The sequence below is a fragment of the Streptomyces sp. NPDC050759 genome (assembly GCF_044456945.1).
GTDB lineage: Bacteria > Actinomycetota > Actinomycetes > Streptomycetales > Streptomycetaceae > Streptomyces.
On the sequence record NZ_JBITGI010000006.1, the window covers coordinates 93,082 to 107,682 of the forward strand.

The 14,601-nt window shown below is 72.7% G+C and carries 14 protein-coding genes and 1 pseudogene; 5 read left to right on the top strand and 10 right to left on the bottom strand.

Going from position 1 to position 14,601, the window contains the following annotated elements:
- Positions 1-31 precede the first annotated feature (31 nt).
- On the bottom strand, positions 32-1,489 hold the full coding sequence (locus ACIBJB_RS19815) for a PLP-dependent aminotransferase family protein (RefSeq protein ID WP_398932189.1): 1,458 nt from the start codon (positions 1,487-1,489) through the stop codon (positions 32-34).
- Positions 1,490-1,536: 47 nt separating this feature from the next.
- On the opposite strand from ACIBJB_RS19815, the pseudogene ACIBJB_RS19820 reads away from it, so the two are divergent.
- A pseudogene (locus tag ACIBJB_RS19820) lies at positions 1,537-2,322 on the top strand (DMT family transporter); the annotation flags it as partial.
- A 63-nt stretch (positions 2,323-2,385) separates the two neighbouring features.
- On the opposite strand, the gene ACIBJB_RS19825 reads toward ACIBJB_RS19820, so the two are convergent.
- A complete protein-coding gene (locus tag ACIBJB_RS19825; RefSeq protein WP_398932191.1) occupies positions 2,386-3,246 on the bottom strand; it encodes an alpha/beta fold hydrolase in 861 nt (286 codons plus the stop codon).
- A gap of 166 nt (positions 3,247-3,412) precedes the next feature.
- Between ACIBJB_RS19825 and ACIBJB_RS19830 the strand changes: the two genes are divergently transcribed.
- Both ACIBJB_RS19830 and ACIBJB_RS19835 read left to right on the top strand, forming a co-directional pair.
- Positions 3,413-4,297, top strand: a complete 885-nt coding sequence (locus tag ACIBJB_RS19830) for an RNA polymerase sigma-70 factor (protein ID WP_398932193.1) — start codon at positions 3,413-3,415, stop codon at positions 4,295-4,297.
- A 167-nt stretch (positions 4,298-4,464) separates the two neighbouring features.
- Positions 4,465-5,229, top strand: coding sequence for a GntR family transcriptional regulator (locus ACIBJB_RS19835; protein WP_398932195.1), 765 nt, complete (start codon positions 4,465-4,467; stop codon positions 5,227-5,229).
- Positions 5,230-5,278: 49 nt separating this feature from the next.
- On the opposite strand, the gene ACIBJB_RS19840 is transcribed toward ACIBJB_RS19835, so the two are convergent.
- The 3 genes from ACIBJB_RS19840 to ACIBJB_RS19850 form a co-directional block, all read right to left on the bottom strand.
- The gene (locus tag ACIBJB_RS19840) at positions 5,279-6,436 is read right to left on the bottom strand and encodes an ROK family transcriptional regulator (RefSeq protein WP_398932197.1); all 1,158 of its coding nucleotides are present in this window, start codon (positions 6,434-6,436) and stop codon (positions 5,279-5,281) included.
- 85 nt (positions 6,437-6,521) lie between these two features.
- The gene (locus tag ACIBJB_RS19845) at positions 6,522-7,184 is read right to left on the bottom strand and encodes a response regulator (protein ID WP_398932199.1); all 663 of its coding nucleotides are present in this window, start codon (positions 7,182-7,184) and stop codon (positions 6,522-6,524) included.
- A 14-nt stretch (positions 7,185-7,198) separates the two neighbouring features.
- Positions 7,199-8,368 (bottom strand): sensor histidine kinase, encoded by a 1,170-nt coding sequence (locus tag ACIBJB_RS19850; RefSeq protein ID WP_398932201.1) that lies wholly within the window; start codon positions 8,366-8,368, stop codon positions 7,199-7,201.
- 108 nt (positions 8,369-8,476) lie between these two features.
- Here ACIBJB_RS19850 and ACIBJB_RS19855 point away from each other — a divergent pair, with 108 nt between their 5' ends.
- The gene (locus ACIBJB_RS19855) at positions 8,477-9,397 is read left to right on the top strand and encodes an ATP-binding cassette domain-containing protein (protein ID WP_398932203.1); all 921 of its coding nucleotides are present in this window, start codon (positions 8,477-8,479) and stop codon (positions 9,395-9,397) included.
- A gap of 1 nt (position 9,398) precedes the next feature.
- Positions 9,399-10,148, top strand: coding sequence for an ABC transporter permease (locus ACIBJB_RS19860; RefSeq protein WP_398932205.1), 750 nt, complete (start codon positions 9,399-9,401; stop codon positions 10,146-10,148).
- Between the two features lie 104 nt (positions 10,149-10,252).
- Here ACIBJB_RS19860 and mug read toward each other — a convergent pair whose 3' ends face one another.
- The 5 genes from mug to ACIBJB_RS19885 all read right to left on the bottom strand — a co-directional run bounded on the left by mug (position 10,253) and on the right by ACIBJB_RS19885 (position 14,532).
- A complete protein-coding gene (gene mug / locus ACIBJB_RS19865; protein WP_398932686.1) occupies positions 10,253-10,801 on the bottom strand; it encodes a G/U mismatch-specific DNA glycosylase in 549 nt (182 codons plus the stop codon).
- A complete protein-coding gene (gene purB / locus ACIBJB_RS19870) occupies positions 10,798-12,240 on the bottom strand; it encodes an adenylosuccinate lyase (RefSeq protein WP_398932207.1) in 1,443 nt (480 codons plus the stop codon). The genes mug and purB overlap by 4 nt, the downstream gene beginning before the upstream one ends.
- 59 nt (positions 12,241-12,299) lie before the next feature.
- A complete protein-coding gene (locus ACIBJB_RS19875; RefSeq protein ID WP_398932209.1) occupies positions 12,300-12,641 on the bottom strand; it encodes a DUF4326 domain-containing protein in 342 nt (113 codons plus the stop codon).
- A gap of 7 nt (positions 12,642-12,648) precedes the next feature.
- Positions 12,649-13,422 carry an SGNH/GDSL hydrolase family protein gene (locus ACIBJB_RS19880; RefSeq protein WP_398932211.1) on the bottom strand — a complete coding sequence of 258 codons (774 nt, stop codon included), beginning with the start codon at positions 13,420-13,422 and terminating at the stop codon, positions 12,649-12,651.
- Between the two features lie 96 nt (positions 13,423-13,518).
- Entirely contained in the window at positions 13,519-14,532 is a 1,014-nt protein-coding gene (locus tag ACIBJB_RS19885; RefSeq protein ID WP_398932213.1) for a hemolysin family protein, read from the bottom strand.
- Between the last annotated feature and the right edge of the window lie 69 nt (positions 14,533-14,601).

The following is a 14,601-nucleotide window of genomic DNA, read 5'->3' on the forward strand; positions in this document are numbered from 1 at the left end:
ACAAGGGAACCCGTGTGCGAAATGGTGCGGGTCAGCCGCGGGCGGCCTCGGCCATCAGGCGTACGCCGTCCCGGATCCGCGTCTCGGGCAGGTGCGCGTAGCCGAGGACCAGCCGCACACCCCGCTGCTCGTCGGGCTCGGCACGCGCGTGTGCGTAGTCCGTCAGCGGGCGGACGGTCACACCGGCCGCCGCCAGGCGCGCGAGGAACCTCTCCTGGGGGCCGTACCGCTGCGGCAGCGTGGCGATGACGTGCAGCCCGGCGGCGATCCCGGACACCTCGGTGCCGGGCAGGTGTTCGTCCAGCGCGGAGACCAGTGCGTCGCGCCGCTCCCGGTAGGCGCGCTGGCAGCGGCGCAGTTGGCGGTCGTAGTCGCCGCGCTCCACGAACCGGGCGAACAGCGCCTGGTCGATCGTGGGATGACCGAGGTCCATGGTCCGCTTCCGCTCGATGACCTCGTCGGCCAGCGCTTCCGGCACCAGCAGCCAGCCGAGCCGCAGTCCGGGAGCGAGGGACTTGCTGACCGATCCCGCGTAGGCCACCCGATCCGGGTCGAGCCCCTGGAGCGCGCCGACGGGGGCCCGGTCGTAGCGGAAGTCGCCGTCGTAGTCGTCCTCCAGGACGAAGCCGTCGACGGAACGCGCCCAGTCGAGCAGTTCCGCGCGGCGCCGCGCGGAGTAGGCGATGCCGGTCGGGAACTGGTGGGAGGGCGTCGTGACCACGGCACGCACCCCCGAGTCGCGCAGCGGACCGAGGGAGATTCCGTCCTCGTCCAGCGGTACGGGAACGGTGGCGACGCCCGCCGCCGCGTACAGGGCGTCGTGCTGCGGGCTCCCGGGATCCTCCACACCGACCGTAGGCAACCCGCGCGCGTGGAGCGCGAATCCGAGCAGTGTCGTCGCCTGCGCCACGCCGGAGACGACCACGATCCGCTCCGGATCCGCGACCACGCCCCGGCGGCGGGCCAGCAGCTCGGCCAGGGCGGCGCGCAGCCGGGGCAGCCCGCGCGGGTCGGGATAGCCGAGGTCCTGGTGCGGCAGTTCCGCCAGCACACCGCGGTGCGCCGTGGCCCAGGCGGCGCGGGGGAACAACGACAGGTCGGGCGTCCCGGCCACGAAGTCGGCGCGACTGCCCGCAGTGCGCGGGGCCAGGTCACGCGCGCGTGGATGGGCGGCCCGTACGGCACCGCCGACCCAGGTGCCCGCACCCCGGCCGCTGCGCAGATAGCCCTCCGCCGTCAGCTGCTCGTACGCCTCGGTGACCAGCCCACGCGACACACCGAGGTCGGCCGCCAGATCCCGGCTCGACGGCAGCCGTGTCCCCGGCACGAGCCGTCCGGACCGCACCGCCTCCCGCAGCGCCGCCTGCAGGGAACGGCCACGCGTGCGTGCCGGCGCGGAGACGGCGGGCAGGAGCAGCTCCCAGGCGGGCGACCCGGCGGATTCCGGTACGGCAGGCCGCTCCTGCGGATTGGTCCCCGATGACGTCATGGGAATGGACCTTAAACCGGACCGCCACCGTTCCTAGCGTCTCTGCCATGAACACCACCACGCGCGGTTCCCTGCTCGCCGCGTTCGCCTGCGTCCTCGTCGGAGCGTCCTTCACCGCCAACAGCCTGCTCGGCGACTACCCGTACGCGGGCGGCCAGTTCCTGCGCTACGGCCTCGCCGCGCTGTTGCTCGTTCCGCCGGCCGCGAGGGGCGCAGCGTCACGGCTGCGGGCACTCCGGCCCCGTCAGTGGACCCGTCTCGCGCTCCTCGCCGCCGTGGGCATGGTCGGCTTCAACCTCGCGGTGATCGCCGCCGAACGCACCGCGGAACCGGCCGTCCCCGGCGTCTTCGTGGGCTGTGCCCCCGTGCTGGTGGCCGTTCTCATGCCGCTCCTCGACGGACGCCGACCCCGACCCCGCGTCCTGCGGGGCGCGTTGCTCGTCGCCCTGGGCGCCTTCGCCGTGCAGGGCTGGGGCCGTACGGACGGCACCGGTATCGCCTTCTCGGTGTGCGCGCTGGCCGGTGAGGTCGGTTTCGCGGTGCTCGCCGTACCCGTGCTGCGGCCCCTGGGGCCACGGCTGTTGTCCGCCGTCGTCTGCGCGGTCGCCGCCGTCGAGGCCGCGCTGGTCGGGCTGTTCCTGGACGGCACCGCGTGGCTGCGCCGCCCCGACACCGCCGAGGCCGCCGCGCTGCTGTGGCAGGCGGCGGTCGTCACCGTCGTCGGGTTCGTGTGCTGGTACATGGGCATGCAGCGGATCGGCGCGGAGCGCGCCACGCTGTTCTCCGGGCTCATCCCGGTCGCGGCCGCCTGTACCGCGCCCGTTGTCGGAACGGGTTCCTACGGCGCCGCCCAGGCCGTGGGCAGTGCCCTGGTCGGCACCGGAGTCGCCCTCGGATCAGGGGCGTTGAGCCGACGGCGGAAGGACTCGGCGGCTGCCGTCGAGGATGACGCGCGCGACCAGAGCGGGGTCGTCGTTCATCGGGCAGTGGCCGCAGCCGGGCAGCCGCACGAGCCGGGCCCGGGGGATGATCTGCTTGGCCCGCACCCCCTGCCGGCGCACGAGCAGCATGTCCCTGGTGCCCCAGGCCACCGTGACCGGCAGCCCCGCGACGTCGTCGCTGAACTGGACGGCGGTACCGGCCCGCAGGGTCGAGTCGAACCCCGTGGCCTGCGCCAGGGCCAGGGTCTCCGCGACCACGGCCTCGGGTGAACGCAGGCCCGGGCGCGCATAGATGGTGCTCGTGAGCACCGTGCGGCCGGCCGCGCTGCGCGACAGCCGCTCGACCAGCGGCAGCGGCAGCCGCCGCGAGATGTGCCGCATCGCGAGCAGTACCCCGAACGCGTAGCGCCGTTCGGCCCCCGACCAGAACCCGGCGGGAGACAGCGCGGTGACGGACCGTACGAGCCGCTCGCGGCCGAGTTCCAGGGCCAGCAGACCGCCGAGGGAGTTGCCCGCCACGTGCGGGCGGTCCAGCTCCAGGGCCTCGCAGAACGCCCCGAACACGGACGTCGTGGTGGCCAGGTCGTACGACAGCCCCTCGGGCAGCCCCGGCGACGCGCCGAACCCCGGCAGGTCCACGGCGATCACGTCGCGCTCGGTCGCCAGGATGTCCACCACCGGGTCCCAGGCCTGCCGGTGGTGACCTATGCCGTGCAGCAGGAGCAGTGGCTCACCGCGGCCCACGCGCGCGTAGGAGACGGTCACGGGCTGCGGCCCCCTGGCAGAGGGGACTTTGAAGGAGACGGTGGTGGACATGAGGGCTCCTTGACGGCGGCTCACGGGCTGAGGCAGGCGCACGGCGGACGCGCTGTAGACAGCTTGTCAGCAATTGCTACTGGCGGGTAGACCCTCGGATCCACCGGGCCCCGCCGCCCGCCCAAATCGCCTGGACACGAACCGGCGTCTGGGTTGGGATGAACCCGTGGCCACCGACACCGAGACCGATGTCTTCGAAGAACACCGTCCCGTCCTCATGGGCGTCGCCTACCGCATGCTGGGGCGCGTCGCCGACGCCGAGGACGTGGTGCAGGAAGCCTGGCTGCGCTGGTCGGCGGCCGACCGGAGCGAGGTGCGTGAACCGCGTGCCTACCTGGTCCGCGTCACCACCCGCCTGGCGATCGACCGGCTGCGCCAGGTCAAGGCGCGCGGCGAGACGTACGTCGGCCCCTGGCTGCCCGAGCCGTACGTGACCGACTTCGGGGACACCGTGCCCGACACCGCCGAGCAGGCCGTCCTCGCCGACTCGGTCTCCCTCGCGGTCCTGGTCGTCATGGAGTCGCTGTCACCGCTGGAGCGGGCGGTGTTCGTCCTCAGGGAGGCCTTCGGCTACCCGTACGCCGACATCGCCGCCATGCTCGACCGCGGCGAACCCGCCGTACGGCAGCTCGCGGGGCGGGCCCGCAGGCACGTCGAGGAACGACGGCCGCGCTACGAGGTCGACCCCGCCCTGCGCCGCGATCTGACGGAGCGTTTCCTCGCCGCCGCGGGCGGAGGCGACCTGGAGGGGCTGATGTCGCTGCTCGCCCCGGACGTCCGGCTCGTCGGGGACAGCGGCGGCAAGGCCAAGGCGCCGCTGCGGGTCCTGGAGTCGGCCGACCATGTGGGCCGTTTCCTCGTCGGCGTCGCCGAAAAGGGCGTCCCGGACATCACGTGGCGCTTCCTGGAGCTCAACGGCGGACCGGCGGTGCTCGTCCTGTCGGGCGGAAAGCCCGACTCCGTCTTCCAGCTGGACATCCTGGACGGCCGCATCCAGTCCGTCTACGTCATCCGCAACCCCGACAAGCTGCGCGCCCTGCCCGCTGCCTGAATGCCTCATTAACGCTGTGTGGCATCGCGCCCGCGCGCCCCCCAGGGGATCGAGGATTGGTCTTGACCAAGGGTGGGGGCCGCCCTATGGTCGCAGAGAAGTGCAACAACCTTTAATAAACAAGGGCGCTAAAACGCCGCCGGACCACGGCGATTGCGGAGGACAGGGTGGGGACCACCACGCAGCTCGAAACGGTGCCGGAACCGAAGTACTGGCATCTCAAGACGGTGCTCAGTGAGGCACTGGACTCCGAATTCTCCGTGGGCGAGATCCTGCCGAACGAGCGCGATCTCGCCGCCCGTTTCGGCGTCGCCCGCGCCACGCTCCGCCAGGCTCTGGAGCAGCTGGAGCTGGAAGGCAGGCTGCAGCGCCGCCGCGGTGTCGGTACGACCGTCGCGCCGCCGCGCGTGGGCGTGGCCGTCGGCACCGAGCAGCACGCCTGGCCCGGTGCGGCCGGCGACGACTGGCAGACCGTCGACTGCGCCGCCGCGGTGCCGCCCGCAGCCGTCGCGGACGCCCTCGGCACCGACCGCGAGCAGCCGGTGCACACCGTGCGCCGCTCCCGTATGACCCACGGCCAGCCCGTCGCCGCCGAGCTGCTGTACATTCCCGAGGCGTCGGTGCCGGAGCTCTCCGCCATAGACGCACCGTCCGGGGCGGCACGCGCGCGTGCCGTGCTGCGCGAACTGCAGCGCCTGGAGCTGGAGAGCCGGGAGAACGCCGTCGAGCTCGGCTCGGCCCGCGCGGACGACGCGAAGGAGCTGGACCGCCTGCCCGGGGCCCCGGTCCTCGTCGTCACCACCCGCTACCTGGCGGGGGGCCGCACCGCGGCCGTCTCGGTGGCCACCTACCGTGCGGACACCTGCCGGCTGACCTTCGGGGACTCCGGCGCGGTGGAGATCCACGAGGGCCCGGAACGCCGGGCCTCCTAGGAGTACGGCGGCGCCCCGGATCTCTTTCGAGGTCCGGGGCGCCACCGCGTCACCGCCGCGCCGTGACCGTGCCCTCCACCGCGAACAGCTGCTCCTCCACATGGTCGAGAGCCAGTCGCAGCGCGCCCGTCGCCACGGCCGCCTCGCCCAGGAGCGAGAGGGTGACCTTCGGCGGCCGCAGACAGTAGCGGGCCAACTCGCGCCGCAGCGGCTCCAGTACGCCGTCCAGGCCGGCCGCCCAGCCGCCGACCACGACGAGTTCCGGGTCGAGGGCCAGGACGAGCGCCGCCACGTCGTGGACGAGCCGGTGGATGAACCGGTCCACGGCCGCCCGGGCCCGCTGGTCGCCCTCACGGGCCTGTGCGAAGACCGCGGCGACCGCCTGCTCGTCGAGCGGGTGCAAGGGCTCGTTTGTGGTGGACAGCAGCGTCTCGGGGGTGACCTCGCGGCCCAGCAGATGCAAGGCGCCGATCTCCCCGGCGGCCCCGCCGTACCCCCGGTGCAACCGCCCGCCGATGAGCGAACCCGCCCCCGGGCTCAGCCCGGCGAGTACGAACACCACGTCGTCGGACTCGGTGGCGGAGCCCTTCCAGTGTTCGGCGACCGCGGCCGCGTTGGCGTCGTTCTCCACCAGTACCGGGCACTTGAAGGAACGGCTCAGCCGCTCGCCGAGACGCAGTCCCGTCCACTCGGGCAGCGCCGCGCACAGCCGTATGGTCCCGTCCGCCTCCACGATGCCCGGAGAGGCGACCCCCACGGCCCACAGGGAGTCGCGCGCGACCCCGGCGCGGCGCAGCAGTTCGGCGACCGCGGTGCGCAGCCGCTCCAGACGTTCGTCGGCGGACGCCGTCTCGTCGACGTCCTTGGCCACGGCGCCGAGCACCCTGCCGTCGAGGTCTGACAGGAGCGCGGCGACCCGGTGGGGTCCGATGTCCAGCCCCAGCAGGTGCCCGGCCTCGGCCCGGAACCGGAACCGCCGCGCGGGCCGTCCCTGCCGCCGGGCGACGCTCTCGTCCGCCGCCTTCTCGACCACCAGGCCGCTCTCGATGAGCCCCTCGACGACCCCCTCGACCGTCGGCCGGGAAAGGCCCGTCACGCGGGTGATCTCGGTCAGCGTCGCGCAGTCCGTGGCGCGCAGCGCGTGCAGCACCACCGCGGAATTGATTCTTCGCAGGAGCGAGGGATCCCCGCCGGTCAGTCGCCCCAACGTCCGTCCTCCCAGCTCGTGCGCGTGTGGGGCGGATGGTACAGGTCGCTCCGCCGACCTGGCGCCCCGCCGGCCGGTTCACCTGTCACCCCGGCGCCACGAACCCCGATTCGTACGCCGCGATCACCGCCTGCGTCCGGTCCCGCGCCCCCAGCTTCGCCAGGACGGCGCTGACGTGCGACTTCACGGTCTCCGTGCCGACGATCAACCGCCCGGCGATCTCCGCGTTGGACAGACCGCGCGCCATCAGCCGCAGCACCTCGGCCTCCCGCTCGGTCAGCTGGGCCCGCTCCATCGCGGCCCGGGCGGCGCGGTTGCCGCCCTCCTCGCCGTACTGGGCGGCCAGCTGTCGTACCGAGGCGGGGAACAGCAGTGACTCACCCGCGGCGACCAGCCGTACCGCGTGCACGATCTCGGCCGGCCGGGCCCGCTTCAGCAGAAACCCGTCGGCACCGGCCCGCAGTGCCTCGTACACGTACTCGTCGTTCTCGAACGTCGTCACCACGAGGATCTTCGGCGGCTCCGCGACCGTCCGCAGCACCGCGCGCGTGGCCTCGATGCCGTCCAGCAGAGGCATCCGTACGTCCATGGCGACCACGTCGGGCCGCAGCTGCCGCACGAGGGGGATCACCGCCGCCCCGTCGGCCGCCTCGCCGACGACCTCGATGTCGGGCTGCGCCTCGAGCACCGCCCGCAGACCGGTGCGTACGAGGGGTTCGTCGTCGACGAGGAGAACGGTGACCGGCATCCCGTCAGCGTAGATCAGCGCAGCGGCAGCTCGGCATGCACCTGCCAGTCACCCCGGTCGGGTCCGGTGTGCGCGCTGCCGCCGAGCAGGGCAGCCCGTTCGCGTATCCCGCGCAGCCCGCTGCCGCGCCCGGGGCCGGGTATGTCGGCCGTCAGCGGATTGCGGACCTCCAGGGCGAGGGCCTCGTCCGTGACCTCGATACGGATCCGGACCGGGACGGCCCCGGCGTGCCGCAGCACATTGGTCAGCGACTCCTGGAGGATCCGGTAGCCCTCCCGGGAGACCGGCCCGGGCACGGTGTCCACCGGCCCGGTCAACTCGGCGTCCACCTTGGCGCCGGACGCGCGCGCGGACTCCAGGAGCCGGTCGGCGTCCGTCAGCGTCGGGCGGCCGCTCACCGGCCGGCCGGACTCGCGCAGGACGCCGAGGACGCGCTCCAGGTCCTCCAGCGCGGCCCGGCCGGTCTCCTCGATGGCGTCCAGGGCACGGTCCGTGAAGGCCGGATCGCCGGCCGCCCGCGCGGCGCCCGCCTGGACGACGGCGACGGTCAGGGCGTGCCCGATGGAGTCGTGCAGCTCACGCGCGATACGGGTGCGCTCCAGGAGCTGCTCGGTGCGCTCCTCCATGGCGGCCAGGCGCTCGGCGGGGGAGGGGCCGAGCAGCCGGAGGGCGAGCGCGGTGATCAGACGGCCCGAGCCGACCACGGTCGCCGCCAGCGCGGCCAGCGACAGGGGCGCGAGCAGGACGTGCCACCACCGGTGACCGTCGAGGAGGATCAGCACGCCCTCGTCGACGTCATGGCCGAAGGCCGACGCCACCAGGTCCACCGAGCTGATGAGCAGTTGCATGGTGAGCATCGCCGTCGCGTTGCCGATCAGCAGCCGCGTCTCCAGCCACACGACGAGCCGTCCCCGGTCGCTCCAGGACGCCGACGGCGCGACGACGATGTCGATGCTCTCGCTGTTGTGCCGGTGCCCTGTCAGCAGCAGCCTCGCCTGCAGCCCCTCAACGGTGCGCATCGCGGGCACCAGCCCCGCGGGCGCGAGCGTCAGGGCCGCCGCCGGCCAGATCCACCACGCTTCCTCGACGAACATCCACATGGCCGGCCACACGACGGCGATGAACAGATGCAGCCATCGTGTGTACGTCACCGCCCGACCGAACGGGCGCAGCAGGCGGACCATGTGGTCATCGTGCCAGCCGCCACCGACAACGAGCCTCCCCCGCACGGGGGAGACGATCTCCACGCGCGGGGGAGGCCCCGCCCCCGCGGCACCGGTCAGGCTGCTGCCATGACCAGCATCGAAGTCCAAGCCCTCACCAAGGAGTTCGGCACCCGACGAGCCGTGGACGACGTCACTTTCCGTGTCCTCCCGGGCCGTGTCACCGGCTTCCTCGGGCCCAACGGCGCCGGAAAGTCCACCACCATGCGGCTCGTCCTCGGCCTCGACCGCCCGACCTCCGGGACGGCCACGATCGGCGGCCGCGCCTACGTCACACTCGACGAACCCCTGCGCCAGGTGGGCGCCCTGCTCGACGCCCAGGCCGCGCACGGCTCCCGCTCCGGCCGCGACCACCTGCGCACGCTGGCGGCGAGCAACCGCATCCCCGACCGCCGGGTCGAGGAGGTGCTGGAGCAGACGGGGCTGGCCTCGGTCGCAAGGCGCCGGGTGAAGACGTACTCCCTGGGCATGCGGCAGCGGCTCGGCATCGCGGCCGCCCTGCTCGGCGACCCCGGCGTGGTCATGCTCGACGAGCCCTCGAACGGCCTCGACCCCGAAGGCATCATCTGGATCCGCGAGTTGCTGCGCCGGCTGGCCGGAGAGGGCCGCACGGTGCTGGTCTCCAGCCACCTCATGCACGAGACCGCGTCCTTCGCCGACCACCTCGTCGTCCTGGGCCGGGGGCGGCTGCTCGCCGACACACCGATGCGGGAGTTCATCCACGCACGCGTGCGGCCCGGCGTCCGCATCCGCACGACGGACCCCACCGCCCTCAAGAGCGCGCTCGCCCGGCACGGTCACGACGCCGTGGAGCACGAGGACGGGCACTGGACCGTGGAGCACGCGCGCGTGGACGAGATCGGCGGCATCGTCTCCGCCGCGCGCGTGCCGATCCTCGAACTGGCCACGCAGGAAGCCACTTTGGAGCAGGCCTACCTGGATCTGACCGCGACCGAGACAGAGTTCACCGCACAGCCGCAGGAGGCCTGACATGTCGTCCGCACCCACCCCTCGCTCCTTCGCCCCGGTCCTCCGCTCCGAGTGGCTGAAGATCCGTACGCTGCGCTCGCTCCTCGGCGCACTGCTCGCCCTGTTCGCGGCGACCACCGCGTTCTCCGCGATCGCCGGGGTCTCGGACACCTCGGACCCCGCATTCGATCCGCTGTTCATGGCCCTGTCCGGGATCGCGCCGGGCCAGATCGCGGCCATCTCCTTCGGAGCCATGGCGGTGTCGTCGGAGTTCCACGGGGGTGGGCTCCGGCTGTCGCTGGCCGCGGTGCCGCGGCGGGGGCGGTGGTTCGCGGCGAAGCTGCTCGCGATCGGCGCGCCGACGCTGGCCGTCGGGCTGGTCACCGCGTTCGCGGCGCTCGTCGTGGCGCGGGCCGGGCTCGGGGACGCGGCGAGCGGTCTCTCCACGGGAGAGCAGACCCGCGGTGTCGTCGGCTGTGCGGTCTACCTCACGCTGATGGCCTTGTTCGCGGCGGGAGTCGCGGCCCTGCTGCGCAGTGGGGTGGGCGCACTCTCCCTGATCATCCCGTTCATCCTCATCGTCTCGTTCGTCATCGGAGACGCGGCCGGGGGCGGTGTCGCCGACTTCCTGCCCGACAGGGCCGGACAGGCCGTCCTGTACGAGACCCCCGACCGGACTGCGGGCCCGTGGGGCGGACTCGGCGTCACCGCACTGTGGACAGCGGCAGCCGTCACGGCGGGCGCGTGGAGCCTGCGCCGCCGGGACGCCTGACCCTGGGGCGGGCACGTGGCCGGGATGCTTGACCCTACGGTGGGTCCGTGGCCGTGGCGCTTACTCCACGGCAGCCGCGTCACCAACCTGCCCGGACAGCACACCTAGCCATTCCCCGCCGCCACCCGGAGCCGGGCGAACTCCTCCGCCATCGTCGCCGCCGTCCAGTGCGCGTTGAGGCCGCTCGGATTCGGCAAAACCCACACCCGCGTCTCCCCGATCGTCCGCTCTTGCGGTCCGACCTGCGCCTTCTTGTCGTCGAAGGCCGCACGGTAGGCGGTGACCCCCACCACGGCCAGCCAGCGGGGCCTGAGCCTCGCCACCTTCTCCGCCAGCAGCCGCCCGCCCTCGCGGTACTCCTCGGCGCTCAGCTCGTCCGCCCGCGCGGACGCTCTGGCCACGACATTGGTGATGCCGAGCCCGTACGACAGCAACTCCCGCTGCTCCGACGGCTTCAGGAGCCTCGGAGTGAAGCCGGACAGATGGAGCACCGGCCAGAACCGGTTGCCGGGCCGGGCGAAGTGATGGCCCGTCGCGGCCGTCATCAGACCGGGGTTGATGCCGCAGAACAGCACACGGAGACCGTCCGCGACCACGTCCGGTACGAGACGTTCGCGGGCGGCCTCCAACTCCTCGGGGGTGAAGCGGGTCAGAGGATCGCTCCGGGGGTGTAGCCCGCCGCCTCCGGGTGCTGCTTCGCGATCTCCTCGATCCGGCCCACGATCGCGGCGACCTGGTCGGCCGCGGCGCCCGTGAAGGACAGCTTGTCGGCCATCAGCGCGTCCAGCCCGGCCCGGTCGAGCGGGATGCGCTCGTCCGCGGCCAGCTTGTCGAGGAGTTCGTTGCGCTCGGCACCCTGCTCGCGCATCGCGAGGGCGGAGGCGACGGCGTGCTCCTTGATCGCCTCGTGCGCGACCTCACGGCCGACACCCGCGCGCACCGCGCCCATCAGCACCTTGGTGGTGGCGAGGAACGGCAGGTAGCGGTCCAGCTCGCGCGCGACGACGGCCGGGAAGGCGCCGAACTCGTCGAGGACCGTCAGGAAGGTCTCCAGGAGACCGTCGAGAGCGAAGAACGCGTCCGGCAGCGCGACCCGGCGCACCACTGAGCAGGACACGTCGCCCTCGTTCCACTGGTCGCCCGCCAGCTCGCCGGTCATCGAGGCGTAGCCGCGCAGGATGACCATCAGGCCGTTGACGCGCTCGCAGGACCGCGTGTTCATCTTGTGCGGCATCGCGGAGGAGCCGACCTGTCCCGGCTTGAACCCCTCGGTCACCAGCTCGTGCCCGGCCATCAGCCGGATCGTCTTCGCGAGCGAGGAGGGGGCCGCGGCCACCTGCACCAGCGCGGTGACGACCTCGTAGTCCAGGGAGCGCGGGTAGACCTGGCCGACCGAGGTGAACGCCTGCGAGAAGCCCAGGTGACCGGCGATCCGCTGCTCCAGCTCCGCCAGCTTCGACGCGTCCCCGCCCAGCAGGTCCAGCATGTCCTGCGCGGTGCCGACCGGGCCCTTGATGCCGCGCAGCGGATAGCGGGCCAGCAGCTCCTCGACCCGGCCGTAGGCCACGAGCAGCTCGTCCGCCGCGGTCGCGAAACGCTTGCCGAGAGTGGTGGCCTGCGCGGCCACGTTGTGGGAGCGGCCGGCCATGACCAGCTCGCCGTATTCGCCGGCCAGCTTGCCCAGGCGCGCCAGGACGGCCACGCTGCGGTCGCGGATCAGTTCCAGGGAGAGCCGGATCTGGAGCTGCTCGACGTTCTCCGTGAGGTCCCGGGACGTCATGCCCTTGTGGACCTGCTCGTGCCCGGCGAGGTCGTTGAACTCCTCGATCCGCGCCTTCACGTCGTGCCGCGTGACCTTCTCGCGCTCGGCGATGGAGGCCAGGTCGACGGTGTCCAGGACCCGCTCGTAGTCGGCGAGGGCCTCCTCGGGCACCTCGATCCCGAGGTCCTTCTGGGCCCGCAGCACGGCGAGCCAGAGCTGACGCTCGAGCTTGACCTTCTGCTCGGGCGACCAGAGCGTGGCGAGCTCGGCGGAGGCGTAGCGTCCGGCGAGGACGTTCGGGATGCGGGGCTTGGCGGGAGCGGAAGTCACGTGTACGGATTCTACTGGCGATTCGTGCAGGCCAGCGCCCGGGCCCCGTTCGTCGGAACCTACGAGAGGTCTTCCGCGAGTTCCGCCAGCACGTCGGCGTGACACAGTGCGGGCGCACACCAGCAGGCCAGGGCCCTGCCGTGAAGGCCGGGCACCAGTGCGAGCAGATCCGGTCGCCGCAGCAGATACGCCCGGTACTTCGCCATGACCTCGGCCCGCGTGCCGTCCCGACGACGCGCGGGGGTGTCGTAGGCGAAGGGGTTGTACAGCGGGTGCTTCGGCAGGTCCCAGCCGCCCATGGTCCAGCGTCGGCCGACGTAGACCAGGTCGGCGGGCGCGTGTTCGAGGCGGGGGCCGTACTCGTGGAGACGGCCCCTGACGTTGACCACGCGCGTGTGCACGACGACCTCAGTGTTCGTACGGCAGCAGGTCGGGCCGCTTCGGCGGCAGGCCGTCGCCCGAGGAGCGGCCCGTCAGGCGCCGTCCGATCCACGGCAGCAGGTGCTGCCGGGCGAAGCGCGCGTCGGCGATGCGTCGGGCGAGCCACCTCGGGGGGACCGTCGCCGGGATCGGCGTACGCCACTCCGTGTCCTCGGGGTCGTAGCCGAGGGTCTGCCACACGGCCTCGGCGACGCGGCGGTGGCCCTCGGCCGTCAGATGCAGCCGGTCCACGTCCCACAGGCGCGGGTCGGCGAGCGAGGGGGCGCCGTACAGGTCGACGACCACCGCGCCGTGGCGTGCGGCGAGCTCGTCGACGACCGTGAACAGCTCCTCCATGCGCGGCCGGAACCGCTGAAGGACCGGGCCCTGGCGGCCGGGGCTGCGCATCAGCACCAGTTGCTTGCAGGACGGGGCCAGCCGCTCCACGGCCTCCGTCAGCAGGTCGCGGACCCGGACCATGTCGCACTTGGGCCGCAGGGTGTCATTGAGCCCGCCCACCAGCGTGATCACGTCCGCCTGCATCGCCGCCGCCACGTCGACCTGCTCGTCGACGATCTGCTGGATCAGCTTGCCGCGCACCGCGAGGTTGGCGTACCGGAAGCCGGGTGTCACGGCGGCCATCCGGCCGGCGAGAAGGTCGGCCCAGCCCCGGTAGGAGCCGTCCGGCAGCAGGTCCGACATGCCCTCGGTGAAGGAGTCGCCGACCGCGACCAGGCTGGAGTAAGGGGGATTAGTCTGCATGGCGGAAGAAATGGTAACCGCTGCACATACCCGGCGGTCGGTCGCCCCGGGTGCTCCGAACGGCCACTCAGGACCGCCGCCCGCCCGGACCGCCCCTCACACCTGCCGTCCGAACAGTTCCCGCAGCACGTCCTCCATCGTCACCAGCCCCGCCAGCCGCCCGTCCTCGCCGAGCACCGCCGCCAGATGGGTACGGCTGCGCCGCATCGCCGTCAGTACGTCGTCCAGCGGTGTGCTCTCCCGGATCCGCGCGATCGGCCGCATGTCCCGCACCGGGAACGGCAGATCCCGCGGCGAGGCGTCCAGCGCGTCCTTGACGTGGAGGTAGCCGACGATCCGCCGCCCCTCGTCCACCACCGGGAACCGTGAGAACCCGGACTCGTTCGACAGCGCCTCCAGTTGCGCCGGCGTGACGCCCACGTGCGCGTAGACCACCGCTTCCAGGGGCAGCACCACGTCCCGCACGGGGCGTCGCCCCAGTTCCAGCGCGTCGTGCAGCCGCTCCCGCGCCCGCTCGTCGATCAGGCCCGCCTCTCCGGAGTCCCGTACGATCCGGGCCAGTTCGGCGTCCGAGAAGGTCGCCGTGACCTCGTCCTTGGTCTCCACGCGGAGCAGTTTCAGCAGGGCGTTCGCGAAGGCGTTGATCGCGAAGATCACCGGACGCAGCCCGCGCGCCAGCGTGACCAGCGGCGGCCCGAGCAGCAGCGCGCTGCGCACCGGCTCCGCGAGGGCGATGTTCTTCGGGACCATCTCGCCGAGCAGCATGTGCAGATAGGTCGCCACGGTCAGCGCGATCACGAAGGACACCGCGTGCCCCGCGCCCTTGGGCACACCCACCGCGTGGAACACCGGCTCCAGCAGATGCGCGATCGCGGGCTCCGCGACCACACCCAGGACCAGCGTGCACAACGTGATCCCGAGCTGCGCGGCCGCCATCAGCGCGGAGACGTGCTCCAGCCCCCACAACACGCTCTTCGCACGCCGGTCGCCCTGCTCGGCGTAGGGCTCGATCTGGCTGCGCCGCACCGAGATCAGCGCGAACTCGGCACCCACGAAGAAGGCATTGACGACGAGAGTCGCCAGACCGATCAACAACTGCACGACGGTCATCCCTCGGCCCTCCGCTCGGATGGCTGGACGGCGGTCGTGGCTCGCGTCCTTCGGGGCGGCTGGGAGGCG

Coding starts and splice junctions, on each gene's coding strand:
- ACIBJB_RS19815 (WP_398932189.1), bottom strand. CDS start 1,489: ATGACGTCATCGGGGACCAATCCGCAGGAGCGGCCTGCCGTACCGGAA.
- ACIBJB_RS19825 (WP_398932191.1), bottom strand. CDS start 3,246: ATGTCCACCACCGTCTCCTTCAAAGTCCCCTCTGCCAGGGGGCCGCAG.
- ACIBJB_RS19845 (WP_398932199.1), bottom strand. CDS start 7,184: ATGCCGGTCACCGTTCTCCTCGTCGACGACGAACCCCTCGTACGCACC.
- ACIBJB_RS19850 (WP_398932201.1), bottom strand. CDS start 8,368: ATGGTCCGCCTGCTGCGCCCGTTCGGTCGGGCGGTGACGTACACACGA.
- ACIBJB_RS19855 (WP_398932203.1), top strand. CDS start 8,477: ATGACCAGCATCGAAGTCCAAGCCCTCACCAAGGAGTTCGGCACCCGA.
- ACIBJB_RS19860 (WP_398932205.1), top strand. CDS start 9,399: ATGTCGTCCGCACCCACCCCTCGCTCCTTCGCCCCGGTCCTCCGCTCC.
- ACIBJB_RS19880 (WP_398932211.1), bottom strand. CDS start 13,422: ATGCAGACTAATCCCCCTTACTCCAGCCTGGTCGCGGTCGGCGACTCC.
- ACIBJB_RS19885 (WP_398932213.1), bottom strand. CDS start 14,532: ATGACCGTCGTGCAGTTGTTGATCGGTCTGGCGACTCTCGTCGTCAAT.